Below are 12,730 nucleotides of genomic sequence, written 5' to 3'. Positions count from 1 at the left end.
CGGCGCGAACCGCCGGCGGACGGGCTACTTCGGCTCCGCCCAGAAGCGGAACTCCGTCGAGCGCTCCTTGGCCGCCTCGATCTGCTCCGCGACCCGCACCGGGGCGGTACCGCCGACGCCGTCGCGCGAGGCGAGCGAGCCCTCGACCGAGAGCACCGTGCGCACCTCGGGAGTGAGGTGCTCCGAGATCTTGGCGAGGTCCTCGTCGGACAGGTCCCACAGCTCGATGCCACGCGCCTCGCACTCCTGCACGCAGGCGCCGGCCACCTCGTGCGCCACGCGGAAGGGCACGCCCTGGCGCACGAGCCACTCGGCGATGTCGGTGGCGAGCGAGAAGCCCTGCGGCGCGAGCTCGGCCATGCGGTCGGTGTCGAACACCATGGTGCGCACCATCCCCGAGAACGCCGGGAGCACCGTCGTCAGCGTCGCCACCTGGTCGAACACCGGCTCCTTGTCCTCCTGCAGGTCGCGGTTGTACGCGAGCGGGAGGCCCTTGAGCGTGGTGAGCAGACCGGTGAGGTCGCCGATCACGCGTCCGGCCTTGCCGCGCGCGAGCTCGGCGATGTCCGGGTTCTTCTTCTGCGGCATGATCGAGGAGCCCGTGGACCAGGCGTCGTCCAGGCGGACGAACCCGAACTCCTTGGTGTTCCAGAGGATGATCTCCTCCGCGATGCGCGACAGGTCCACGGCGATCATCGCCGCCACGAACGCGAACTCCGCCGCCACGTCCCGCGAGGCCGTGCCGTCGATCGAGTTCTCGACCGGTCCGCCCTCCAGGCCCAGGTCGGCGGCCACGGCCGCCGGGTCCAGGCCGAGCGACGATCCCGCCAGCGCACCCGAGCCGTAGGGCGACGTCGAGGCACGCACGTCCCAGTCCAGGAACCGGTCGACGTCGCGCAGCAGCGGCCAGGCGTGCGCCAGCAGGTGGTGCGCCAGCAGCACGGGCTGGGCGTGCTGCAGGTGGGTGCGCCCCGGCATGGGGGCGTCGCCCGCGGCGACGGCCTGCGTGATGAGCTCGTCCACGAGGTCGAGCACCTGCGCCCCGATCGTGCGGGCCTGGTCGCGCAGGTAGAGCCGCACCAGCGTGGCGATCTGGTCGTTGCGGGACCGTCCGGCGCGCAGCTTGCCGCCCAGCTCGTCCCCGGCGCGCTCCAGCAGGCCGCGCTCCAGGGCGGTGTGCACGTCCTCGTCGTCCAGCACCGGCAGGAACGCGCCCGAGGCCACGTCCTGCTCCAGCACGTCCAGCGCGTCGATCATCCGGGCGAGCTCCGGCTCGGTGAGCAGGCCCGCGCCCGCCAGGACGCGGGCGTGCGCCCGCGACCCGGCGATGTCGTAGGGCGCGAGCCGCCAGTCGAAGTGGGTGGACTGGGACAGCGCCGCGAGCTCCGGCGAGGGGCCGCCGGCGAACCGGCCGCCCCAGAGGGCCACCTTCTCGCCGCTGCGGCCCCCCACGGTGCCGGACCCGCGCGCGGCGACGTCCTTGCCGTCGTCGCTCACAGCGCGCCCGTGCTCAGGTTCGCCGGGGCGCCCAGGTCCACGCCGTTGCCGAACTTCTCGTCGCGGGCGGCGGCGAGCTTCGCCGTCAGGCCGTAGATCTCGATGAAGCCGCGGGCCTGCGACTGGTCGAACGAGTCGCCCTCGTCGTAGGTGGCGAGGTTGAAGTCGTACAGCGACTGCTCCGACCGGCGGCCGGTGACCGTCGCCCGGCCGCCGTGCAGCACCATGCGGATGTCGCCCGAGACGTACTTCTGGGTGTCGTCGATGAACACGTCGAGCGACTTCTTCAGCGGCGAGAACCACATGCCGTCGTAGACCAGCTCGCTCCAGCGCTGCTCGACCTGGCGCTTGAACCGGGCCTGCTCCCGCTCGATCGTCACGTTCTCCAGCTCCTGGTGCGCCGCGATCAGCGCGATGGCACCGGGGGCCTCGTAGATCTCGCGGGACTTGATGCCCACCAGGCGGTCCTCGACGATGTCGATCCGGCCCACGCCCTGCGCACCGGCGCGGCGGTTCATCTCCTGGATGGCCTGCAGCGGGGTGACGGCCACGCCGTCGATCGCCACGGGGACGCCCTGCTCGAACGTGATGATGACCTCGTCCGCCACCGGCGGGAACGTCGGGTCGTCCGTGTAGGAGTAGACGTCCTTGGTGGGCTCGTTCCAGATGTCCTCGAGGAAGCCCGTCTCCACGGCGCGGCCCCACACGTTCTGGTCGATCGAGAACGGGTTCTTCTTCGTGGTCGCGATCGGCAGGTCGTGCTTCTCCGCGTAGTCGATGGCCTTCTCGCGGGTCAGGGCCAGGTCGCGCACGGGCGCGATCGACTTCAGGTCCGGGGCCAGCGAGGTGGTGGCCACCTCGAACCGCACCTGGTCGTTGCCCTTGCCGGTGCAGCCGTGCGCCACGGTGGTGGCCCCGAACTGGCGGGCCGCGCGCACCAGGTGCTTGACGATCACGGGCCGCGAGATGGCCGAGACCAGCGGGTAGCGGTCGAGGTACATGCCGTTGGCCCGCAGCGCGGGCATGCAGTACTCGGCCGCGAACTCGTCCCGCGCGTCGGCGACGTACGCCTCGACGGCGCCGCAGTCCAGGGCACGCTTGCGGATGACGTTCATGTCCTCGCCACCCTGGCCGACGTCGACGGCCACGGCGACCACCTCGGCCCCGGTGGCCTCGGCGATCCAGCCGATGGCGACGGAGGTGTCCAGGCCGCCCGAGTAGGCGAGCACGACGCGTTCAGTCATGATTGACGTTCTCTTTCCGGTGGTGGTGTTCAGGTGCGATTGTGGTGGTCGTCAGGCGCTGAGCGCGAGAAAGCGCTCCGCCAGCGCGGACCCGTCGGCATCGCGCGCGATGACGAGGATGGTGTCGTCCCCCGCGATGGTCCCGAGCATCCCGGGGAACACGGAGTGGTCGATGGCCGAGGCGAGCAGGTTGGCGGCCCCCGGCGGCGTGCGGAGCACGACGAGGTTGCCCGACGACTCGGCCGAGACCAGCAGCTCCTTGGCGAGCCGGGCCAGCCGGGCGGACAGGTACTCCTCGCTCGCGTCCGACTGGGCGCTGCGGTCGCCGCCCTCGCCCGGCACGGCGTAGACGAGCGAACCGTCCGAGCCACGGACCTTCTCGGCCTGGAGCTCGATGAGGTCGCGCGACAGCGTGCCCTGGGTGACGCTCACGCCGTCGGCCGCCAGGGCGTCGGCGAGCTCAGCCTGGGAGTGGATCGCGCTGCGGCTGACCACCTCCTTGATCCGGGCGTGCCGGGCCGCCTTGGTGGTGGCGGTCGTCGCCGTCTGCCGCACGGCCATCAGTCCTGCTCCAGCAGCCAGGTCAGCAGCGCCTTCTGCGCGTGCAGCCGGTTCTCGGCCTCGTCGAAGACCACGGACTGCGGGCCGTCGATCACCTCGGCGGTGATCTCCTTGCCGCGGTAGGCCGGCAGGCAGTGCAGCACCAGCGCGTCCGGGGCGGCCAGGGCGAGCAGCTCGGCGTTCACCTGGTAGTCCCAGAACGGCTTGGCCCGCTCCTCCGCCTGCGCCTCGTCGCCCATCGACACCCAGGTGTCGGTGGCCACGACGTCGGCCCCGGCCACGGCCTCCTTGGCCGACGTCGTCACGGTCACCGAGCCGCCCGTCGTCGCGGCGATCTCGCGCGCCCGGGCGACCACCGCGGCGTCGGGCAGGTAGCCCTCGGGCCCCGCGATGCGCACGTGCAGGCCCGCCGTGACGCCGCCGAGCAGGTACGAGCTGCCCATGTTGTTGGCGGCGTCACCCACGTAGGCGAACGTGGTGCCCGGCAGGGCGTCCAGCCCGCGGTGCTGCGCGATCGTGAGCAGGTCCGCGAGGATCTGGCACGGGTGGAACTGGTCGGTGAGGGCATTGACCACCGGCACGCGCGAGACGGACGCCATCTCCTCGATGCGGTCCTGCCCGAACGTGCGCCAGGCGATCGCGGAGACCTGCCGGTCCAGCACCCGGGTGGTGTCGGCGACCGACTCGCGCACCCCGATCTGCGCGAGGTTGCCGTCCACCACCAGCGGGAAGCCGCCGAGCTCGGCGATCCCCGCCGCGAACGACACCTGGGTGCGCAGCGTGGGCTTGTCGGTGATGAACGCGACGGCGCGCGGGCCCTCCAGCGGCCGGCGGGCGTACCGGTCGGCGCGCAGGGCGAGGCCCAGCTCCAGGACGGCCTTCTGCTCGGCGGGCGTCAGGTCGTCGTCGCGCAGGAAGTGGCGGGTCATGCGAGGTCCTCCGTGGACGTGACGGGCGCGAGCGAGGCGAAGAAGCGCGCGGCCTCCGTGGCCTGCTCCGGGGTGAGGATCAGCGGCGGGGCGAGGCGGATCGCGTCGGGTGCCACCGCGTTGACGATGAGCCCGGCCTCCAGCGCGGCCGCGGCCACCTGCGGCGCGACCGGCTCGTTGAGCACGACGGCGAGCAGCAGCCCACGCCCGCGGACCTCCTTGACCAGCGGGCCGCCGGCCATCTCGATCTCCTGGCGCAGCAGCGCACCGACCTCGCGCACGTTGGTCAGCAGGCCGTCCCGCTCGATCACGCCGAGCGTCGCGAGCGCCGCGGCCGCGGCCACGGGGTTGCCGCCGAAGGTGCTGCCGTGCTGACCGCGGCCGAGCAGGCGGGCGGCGTCGCCGTAGGCGATCACGGCGCCCACGGGGAAGCCGCCGCCGAGACCCTTGGCGACCGTGACGACGTCCGGCACGATGCCCCCGCCGATCTCCGGCTGCTGGTAGGCGAACCACGAGCCGCACCGGCCCACGCCGGTCTGCACCTCGTCCAGCACGAGCAGCGCGCCGTGCGTCCTGGTCAGGCGGCGTGCGGCCGCGAGGTAGCCCGGCGGCAGCGGCCGTACGCCGGCCTCGCCCTGCACGGGCTCGACCACCAGGGCCGCGACCTCGCCGCGCTCGGCGATCGCCTGCGGCGTGAACGCCGCGTCCAGGGCGCTCAGGTCCCCGAACGGCAGGTGCTCGACACCGCCGGGCAGCGGCTCGAACGGCTCGCGGTAGGCGGCCTTGGCCGTCAGCGCCAGGGCGCCCATGGACCGGCCGTGGAAGCCGCCCTCCAGGGCGAGCACGCGCGTGCGCGTGCCCACGCCGGACGACGCCGCCACCCGCCGCGTCATCTTGAACGCCGCCTCGACGGCCTCGGTGCCGGAGTTGGTGAGGAACACGCGGGAGCCGTCCGGCGCCTCGGCGATCCGCAGCAGGGTCTCCGCCAGGGCGATCTGGGCGGGCGTGCCGAAGAAGTTGGAGACGTGGCCCAGCGTGCCGAGCTGCGCGCTGATCGCCGCCGTCAGCGTCGGGTGCGCGTGGCCCAGTGCGTTGACCGCGATGCCCGCGAGCAGGTCGAGGTAGCGCTTGCCGTCGGCGTCCCACACGTAGGCGCCCTCGCCGCGCACGAGGACGCGCTGCGGCGGGCCGAACGTGTCCATGACGGCGCCGGTGTAGCGCTCGGTCCACGCGGCGACGGAGCCCTCTGCCGCCAGTGCCGAACCCTCGGTGGGGACGAGCGTGCTCATGCCGTGACACCTTCCTCTGCGGCCGGGGCCGGCACGACCATCGTGCCGTTGCCCCGCGTGGTGAAGACCTCCAGCAGCACGCTGTGCGGCTGCCGTCCGTCGATGACCGTCGCGGCCGGGACGCCGCCCTCGACCGCCCGCAGGCACGCCTCCATCTTGGGCACCATGCCGGCCTCCAGGCTCGGCAGCAGGGCCGACAGCTCGGGCGCCGCGATGCGCTGCACCAGCGACCCCTTGTCGGGCCAGGCCGTGTAGAGGCCCTCGACGTCGGTCAGGACGATGAGCTTCTTGGCGCCCAGGGCCACCGCGAGCGCCGAGGCCGCGGTGTCCGCGTTGACGTTGAGCACCTGGGTCGGGTCGTCCTTGTCGGGGGCGATCGTGGAGACGACGGGGATGCGCCCGGCCTCCAGCAGGTCCTCCACGGCGCGCGGGTCCACCTGGACGACGTCGCCCACGAGGCCCACGTCCACGGGCTCGCCCTGCACGACCGCGTGCCGGCGCTCGGCCCCGAGCAGGCCGCCGTCCTCCCCGGACAGGCCGACGGCGACGGGGCCGTGGGCGTTGATCAGGCCCACGAGCTCCCGGCTGACCTGGCCCGTGAGGACCATGCGGACCACCTCCATGGCCTCCGGCGTGGTGACGCGCAGGCCGCCCTTGAACTCCGAGGCGATGCCGAGCCGGTCGAGCATGGCGTTGATCTGCGGTCCCCCGCCGTGCACCACGACGGGCCGCAGGCCCACCTGCCGCAGGAACACCATGTCCTGCGCGAAGGCGGCCTTGAGCTCGGCGTCGACCATGGCGTTGCCGCCGTACTTGACCACGACGAGCGCACCGGAGAACTCCTGCAGCCACGGCAGGGCCTCGATGAGCACCTCGGCCTTCTGGTCGGGCCGCAGCCCGTTGACGACGTCGCTGCTCATGAGCTGTACGCGCTGTTCTCGTGGACGTAGTCGTGCGTGAGGTCGTTGGTCCAGAGCGTGACCTCGGTGGCCCCGGCGTGCAGGTCCACGGTGATGGTCACGTCCCGGGAGGCGGCCATGTCCACCTTCTCGCGCGGCTCGTACGCCCCGCCGGCCTTGCAGACCATGACGCCGTTGACGCTCACGTCGAGCTCGGCCGGGTCGTAGGGGGCGATCTCCTCGGGCACGGTGCCGACCTGCGACAGGATGCGGCCCCAGTTCGGGTCGTTGCCGAAGATCGCGGCCTTGACCAGGTTGGACCGGCTCACGGCGCGGGCCACGGCGAGCGCGGCGTCCTCCGTGGTGGCGTTCGTGACGGTGATGGCGATGTCGTGGGAGGCGCCCTCGGCATCCGCGACGAGCTGGCGGGCCAGGTCCGCGCAGACGGCCGTGACGGCCTCGGTGAGCACGTCGAGATCCGGTGCGACGCCGGAGGCGCCCGACGCCATGAGCACCACGGTGTCGGAGGTGGACATGGCACCGTCGGAGTCGACGCGGTCGAAGGTGACGCGCGTGGCGGCCCGCAGGGCGGCGTCCGCCTCGTCGGCCGGGACGACGGCGTCCGTGGTCACCACGCACAGCATGGTCGCCAGGGCGGGGGCCAGCATGCCGGCGCCCTTGGCCATGCCGCCCACGGTGAAGGTGCCCGCCGGCGTCTCGACGGTGCGCACCGCCGTCTTGGCGACGGTGTCGGTGGTCATGATGGCGGTGGCGGCGGCCTGCGCGCCTGCCGCGTCGGCCGTGAGAGCACCGACGGCGACCGGGATGCCGGCCAGCAGCTTGTCCGCGGCGAGCCGCACGCCGATCAGACCGGTCGAGCCGACCAGCACGTCGATGGCCCCGATGCCGAGCTCGCTCGCGACCTTCTCCGCGGTGGCGTGCGCGTCCTGGAACCCGCCCGGGCCGGTGCACACGTTGGCACCGCCCGAGTTGAGCACGACGGCGCGGGCGACGCCGTCCTTGACCGCCTGACGCGACCACATGACCGGCGCGCCGACCACACGGTTGCTCGTGAACACCGCGGCCGCCGTGAACTCGGGACCGTCGTTGACCACGAGGGCAAGGTCCGGGTTGCCGGAGGCCTTGAGGCCCGCCGTGACGCCGGCGGCACGGAAGCCGCGCGCCGCGGTGACTCCCCCGGCCGGGGTCGCTTCATCGGTCACGGCTCCATCGGTCACGGCGCGACTCCTTCGGTGATGAGGCCGGCGGTCTCCCGCAGGCCGAGGGCGAGGTTCATGGACTGCACGGCGGCGCCCGCGGTGCCCTTGACCAGGTTGTCGATCGCCGTGATCGTGACCACCCGGCGGGCGGCCGCGTCGACGGCCACCTGCACGCAGGCCGTGTTGGCGCCCAGCGTCATGGCGGTGGACGGCCACTGCCCCTCGGGCAGCAGGTGCACGAACGGCTCGTCGGCGTACGCGGTCTCCCACGCGGCCCGGACCTGCTCCGGGGCGGCGCCCTTCGCCAGCGGCGCGGTGGTGGTGGCGAGGATGCCGCGCGACATCGGCACGAGGGTGGGCGTGAAGCTGATGCTCACCTCGGGGGCGCCGGCGGCCAGCAGGTTCTGCCGGATCTCCGGGATGTGCCGGTGCGTGCCGCCCACGGCGTACGGCTGCGCGGAGCCGAGCGCCTCGCTCGCCAGGAGGTGCGGCTTGAGCGCCTTGCCCGCACCCGAGTAGCCGTTGGCCAGCACCGCGACGATGTCGGTGGGCTCGACCACGCCCGCCGCGACGCCCGGCTGCAGGCCCAGGGTCACCGCGGTGACGTTGCAGCCCGGCACGGCGATCCGGCGCGCACCGGCCAGCTTGTCCCGCTGCCGCGCCACGGTGGCCAGGTCGGCACCGGGGGCCTCGGCGCGGATCAGCTCCGGCATGCCGTACGGCCAGGTCCCCGCGTGCGTGGAGCCGTAGAACTGCTCCCACTCGCTCGCGGACTCCAGCCGGTGGTCGGCGCCCAGGTCGATGACCAGGACGTCGTCCGGCAGCTGCGCCGCCACCTGGCCGGACGCGCCGTGCGGCAGCGCGAGCACCACCACGTCGTGCCCGGCGAGCGTCTCCGGCGTGGTGGGCTCCAGGATGCGGTGCGCGAGGCCACGCAGGTGCGGCTGGACCTCACCGAGGCTCGACCCGGCGCTCGCGTGCGCCGTGAGCGTGCCGACCTCGACGAAGGGGTGGGCCGCCAGGAGGCGCAAGGCCTCCCCGCCCGCGTAGCCGGATGCGCCCGCGACGGCGACTCGGATGAGCTGGCTGCTGGACATATTCGGAACTATACATAGTTATGCAGCCGGGCGAAACCTGGCTCTCATGCCCCAGGTCATGCCTCCGCGAGGGGCAGGTACATCACGTGCAGCCCCGTGTACCCGTGCGCCGGTGAGCGGAACGCCCCGGGCACCGTGCCCACGATGCCGAACCCGAGGTCCTGCCACAGGTGCACCGCCGCCGTGTTCGACTCGACCACGGCGTTGAACTGGATGCCGCGAAAACCCTGCTGCCGATGCCAGGCGATCACGTGCTCGCCCAGTGCGCGGCCCACCCCGCGCCCGCGCGCGGCGTCGGCCACCATGAACGACGCCGTGCCCATGTGGGCGCCGTTGCCCGGCCGGTTGGGACCCATCTTGGCCGTGCCGAGCACCTCGCCATCCTCCTCGAGCACCACGGTGGCACCGGGCGGGCGCTCGATCCAGTAGGAACGGGCGGTCTGCTCGTCGATGTCGACGGGGTAGGTGTAGGTCTCGCCCGCGCGGCACACGGCCTCGATGATCGGCCACACGGCAGGCCAGTCGGACTCGGCGAAGGGGCGGATGTCTCGGCTCACCCGGCACAACCTACCCGCGGGCGGGGCGCTGGTTAGGCTCGGTGCATGCACGCAGTCGTAGCCCGTGAGGCGGGCGGCCCCGAGGTCCTGTCGTACACCGAGCTCCCCGACCCGACGCCGGGCCCCGGACAGCTCCTGGTCCGCGTCGCCGCCGCAGGGGTGAACTTCATCGACACCTACCGCCGCGCCGGCGTGTACCCGATGCAGTACCCGCACGTGGTGGGGGCCGAGGGCGCGGGCACCGTGGAGGCGCTGGGCGACGGCGTCACGGGCTTCGCCGTCGGCGACCGCGTGGCCTGGCACGAAGGCCCCGGCTCGTACGCGGAGCTCGTCGCCGTCGACGCCGCGGGCGTGGTGCACGTGCCCGAGGGCCTCGACCTGACCCTCGCCGCCGCACTGCCCCTGCAGGGCATCACGGCGCACTACCTGGTGCGGTCCACGTTCGAGGTGCAGCCCGGGCACGACGTGCTGCTGCACGCGGGCGCGGGCGGCGTGGGCCTGCTGGCCACCCAGCTCGCCGCCGGGCGCGGCGGGCGGGTGCTGACCACGGTCTCCACCCCGGAGAAGGCGGCGCTGTCGTCGGCCGCCGGCGCCGCGCACACCATCGACTACGCCGCGATGTCCGACATCACCGCAGAGCTGCCCACAGTGGTGCGCGAGCTCACCGACGGCCAGGGCGTGCACGTCGTGTACGACGGCGTGGGCGCCTCCACCTTCGAGGCGTCCCTGGCGTCCCTGCGCCCGCGCGGGATGCTCGTGCTGTTCGGCGGCTCGTCCGGCCAGGTGCCGCCGTTCGACCCGCAGCGCCTCAACAAGGGCGGCTCCCTCTACCTCACGCGACCGACGATCGCGCACTACGCCCTCACGCGCGCCGAGCTCGAGTGGCGCACGTCCGAGGTGCTGGGAGCGGCGGCGTCGGGTGACCTGGACGTGCGCGTGGGGGCGACCTACGCGCTGTCCGACGCGGCCGAGGCACACGCGGCACTGGAGGGACGGGCGACGACGGGCAAGGTGCTGCTGGTGCCCTGAGCCTGGGCGCGCCCGGACCGTGCGGGCGGGCATGCGGGCTGCGGTGCGGGGTGGGGGTTGGGGGTCGGTGTCGGCGGTAGTGCGGGGGTCGATGGCTTGCGTTGAGGTCGGCAGCTTGCGTCGGCGTGGTCGGCGTCGGCGGCAGTGCGGGGCCGGCGGCCGGGTCGAGGTCGGCGACTCGCGTCGAGGTCGGCAGCACTGCCGGAGCGGCAGCCGGGTCGAGGACGGCAGCATTGCCGGAGCGGCAGCCGGGTCAAGGTCGGCAGCATTGCCGGAGCGGCAGCCGGGTCAAGGTCGGCAGATTGCGTCGGCGTGATCGGCGTCGGCAGCACTGCCGGGCCGGCGGCCGGGTCGAGGACGGCGACTCGCGTCGAGGTCGGCAGCTTGCCTCGAGGGCGGCAGTTTGCCTCGAGGTCGGTACAGGCCTGTGCCGACCTCGAGGCAAACTGCCGACTCCGCGCTGCAAACTGCCGACCGCGGGGCAAGATCGCCACCCAGTCGCCACGCCACCCAGTCGCCACGCCACCCGGTCGCCACGCCACCCGGTCGCCACGCCACCCGGTCGCCACGCCACCCGGTCGCCACGCCACCCGGTCGCCACGCCACCCGGTCGCCACCTGGTTGCCGGACGGTCGCGGCGCAGTCGCCGGGCCGCCGCCGGACCGCCGCCGGGCGGTCGCCACCCAGCCGCCACCCAGCCGCCGGACGGACGCCGGACGGACGCCGGACGGCGTCGGGAAGCGACCGGCACCGGTCTGCCGAAAGAGGCCTCGAACCGATCCAACGTTGGACCTCAGGACCCCTGACACACACGCAGGGCTTTACAGAGATCCGCGCGATGGCGACAATTCACCCGTCCATCTGTTCCAGCCCGGAGGTTCAACGTGGTACTTCCCCGCTTCTCCCGTGCCCTCGCGGCCGGGGCCGCCGTCGCCGCGCTGGCGCTCACCGGCCTCACGACCGGCTCGGCCGCCGCAGCACCCACCGTCACACCTGGCGCCGTACCTCCCACAGCGCTCACCACAGAACTCACCGCAGCACCCGCGGCCGGACCGGCGAGCACACCGGCGGGCGCGTCGCCGGCCGACGACGTCTCCGCGCAGGCGACCGTGAGCCCGAGCCTCGTGCTCGACCGGGACTTCCCCGACCCCGACGTGTCGAAGTTCGGGGACACGTACTACGCCTACGCGACCAACCAGGGCAAGAACCTGCCCTGGGCCACGGCGTCCGACCCGGACGGCCCGTGGACCTTCCAGTCCACGGACGCCCTGCCGACGCTCGGCGCCTGGGCCCAGACGGGCCGCACCTGGGCGCCGGACGTCTCCCGCCGCGCCGACGGCCGCTACCTGCTGTACTACACGGCCTGGCACGCGGCGTCCGGCCGGCAGTGCATCGGCGCCGCGCTGGCCGACTCCCCCGGCGGTCCGTTCGCACCCGTCGGCACCGAGCCGCTGATCTGCCCGCTGGACGCGGGCGGCGCCATCGACGCGTCCAGCTTCACCGACACGGACGGCACCCGGTACCTGGTCTGGAAGAACGACGGCAACGCCATCGGCGCCACCACCTGGATCCATGTGCAGCGCGTCGCGGCGGACGGCATCACCTTCCAGGGCGGCGCCACCCAGGTGCTGCGCAACGACCGGGCGGACGAGGCAGGCATCATCGAGGCGCCTGTCATCACGAAGGTCAACGGCAAGTACGTGCTGTTCTACTCCGCCGGGCCCTACTCGACGAACAGCTACGGCACGAACTACGCCGTCGCGAGCTCGATCACCGGCCCGTACACCAAGGCGTTCCGGTTCCTCATGACCACCGAGTCGCTCGACGGCGCGGTCAGCGGGCCCGGCGGGGCCGACGTGCTGCGCGACGCCGGCGGCGACAAGCTGATCTTCCACGGGCACCGGGACGCGGGCGGACGCGGCATGTACGTCGCGGACCTCGGATGGGCAGGCGAGTACCCGGTGGTGCGGGGCAGCCGGGTGCGCTACGAGGCCGAGCGCGGCACCCTGAACAACTGCTCGGTGCGCGAGAACGCGGCGGGCGCCTCGGACGGCAAGGTCGTGGCGTACATCGACCACGCCGACAGCTGGGTCGACGTCGGCGCGATCTACGTGCCCACCAGCGGCAGCTACACGCTGCACGTCGGGTACGCGAACGGGTCGGCCGTGACGGCGTCGCACACGGTCACCGTGAACGGCGCCGCGGCCGGGTCGATCAGCTACCCGGTGACCGGCTGGGACACCTGGCGCCAGGCCTCGAAGGACATCACGCTCCAGGCGGGCTGGAACACGATCCGCCTGGGCAAGGGCACCGCCTTCACGGAGCTCGACTACATCGAGGCGGCCTAGCCCCGCCTGACATGACACCGTGACACGGGCCCCGGGGACGCCCCCGGGGCCCGTGCCGTC

Annotated in this window: 11 protein-coding genes; 2 read left to right on the top strand and 9 right to left on the bottom strand. The window is 73.2% G+C overall.

Features of this window, described 5'->3' with window-relative positions:
* Positions 1 to 24 precede the first annotated feature (24 nt).
* From argH to ACIBBF_RS24250, 9 genes are read right to left on the bottom strand one after another with little or no spacing between them, the layout of a single operon-like run.
* Positions 25 to 1,452 (bottom strand): argininosuccinate lyase, encoded by a 1,428-nt coding sequence (gene argH, locus ACIBBF_RS24290; RefSeq protein ID WP_397418650.1) that lies wholly within the window; start codon positions 1,450 to 1,452, stop codon positions 25 to 27.
* A gap of 41 nt (positions 1,453 to 1,493) precedes the next feature.
* Entirely contained in the window at positions 1,494 to 2,741 is a 1,248-nt protein-coding gene (locus tag ACIBBF_RS24285; protein WP_397418598.1) for an argininosuccinate synthase, read from the bottom strand.
* A 51-nt stretch (positions 2,742 to 2,792) separates the two neighbouring features.
* On the bottom strand, positions 2,793 to 3,302 hold the full coding sequence (locus tag ACIBBF_RS24280) for an arginine repressor (protein ID WP_397418596.1): 510 nt from the start codon (positions 3,300 to 3,302) through the stop codon (positions 2,793 to 2,795).
* Positions 3,302 to 4,231 carry an ornithine carbamoyltransferase gene (argF, locus tag ACIBBF_RS24275; protein WP_397418594.1) on the bottom strand — a complete coding sequence of 310 codons (930 nt, stop codon included), beginning with the start codon at positions 4,229 to 4,231 and terminating at the stop codon, positions 3,302 to 3,304. The genes ACIBBF_RS24280 and argF overlap by 1 nt, the downstream gene beginning before the upstream one ends.
* Positions 4,228 to 5,520, bottom strand: coding sequence for an acetylornithine transaminase (locus tag ACIBBF_RS24270; RefSeq protein ID WP_397418592.1), 1,293 nt, complete (start codon positions 5,518 to 5,520; stop codon positions 4,228 to 4,230). The genes argF and ACIBBF_RS24270 overlap by 4 nt, the downstream gene beginning before the upstream one ends.
* Positions 5,517 to 6,440 carry an acetylglutamate kinase gene (gene argB / locus ACIBBF_RS24265; protein WP_397418590.1) on the bottom strand — a complete coding sequence of 308 codons (924 nt, stop codon included), beginning with the start codon at positions 6,438 to 6,440 and terminating at the stop codon, positions 5,517 to 5,519. The genes ACIBBF_RS24270 and argB overlap by 4 nt, the downstream gene beginning before the upstream one ends.
* Positions 6,437 to 7,657, bottom strand: a complete 1,221-nt coding sequence (gene argJ, locus ACIBBF_RS24260) for a bifunctional glutamate N-acetyltransferase/amino-acid acetyltransferase ArgJ (RefSeq protein WP_397418588.1) — start codon at positions 7,655 to 7,657, stop codon at positions 6,437 to 6,439. The genes argB and argJ overlap by 4 nt, the downstream gene beginning before the upstream one ends.
* Entirely contained in the window at positions 7,654 to 8,736 is a 1,083-nt protein-coding gene (gene argC, locus ACIBBF_RS24255) for an N-acetyl-gamma-glutamyl-phosphate reductase (protein WP_397418586.1), read from the bottom strand. Before argC ends, argJ begins: the two co-directional genes overlap by 4 nt.
* A gap of 56 nt (positions 8,737 to 8,792) precedes the next feature.
* Complete coding sequence (locus ACIBBF_RS24250) at positions 8,793 to 9,293, bottom strand: GNAT family N-acetyltransferase (RefSeq protein WP_397418584.1); 501 nt, start codon at positions 9,291 to 9,293, stop codon at positions 8,793 to 8,795.
* A gap of 45 nt (positions 9,294 to 9,338) precedes the next feature.
* On the opposite strand from ACIBBF_RS24250, the gene ACIBBF_RS24245 reads away from it, so the two are divergent.
* Together ACIBBF_RS24245 and ACIBBF_RS24240 are read left to right on the top strand one after the other, a co-directional pair.
* On the top strand, positions 9,339 to 10,322 hold the full coding sequence (locus ACIBBF_RS24245; protein WP_397418582.1) for a quinone oxidoreductase family protein: 984 nt from the start codon (positions 9,339 to 9,341) through the stop codon (positions 10,320 to 10,322).
* Between the two features lie 884 nt (positions 10,323 to 11,206).
* Entirely contained in the window at positions 11,207 to 12,670 is a 1,464-nt protein-coding gene (locus ACIBBF_RS24240) for a family 43 glycosylhydrolase (RefSeq protein WP_397418580.1), read from the top strand.
* The last annotated feature ends 60 nt before the right edge of the window (positions 12,671 to 12,730 follow it).

The organism is Promicromonospora sp. NPDC050880, from assembly GCF_044456525.1.
Lineage (GTDB): Bacteria > Actinomycetota > Actinomycetes > Actinomycetales > Cellulomonadaceae > Promicromonospora.
Note: the sequence above shows the minus strand (reverse complement) of the source record. Positions and strands in the feature narration are given on the sequence as shown.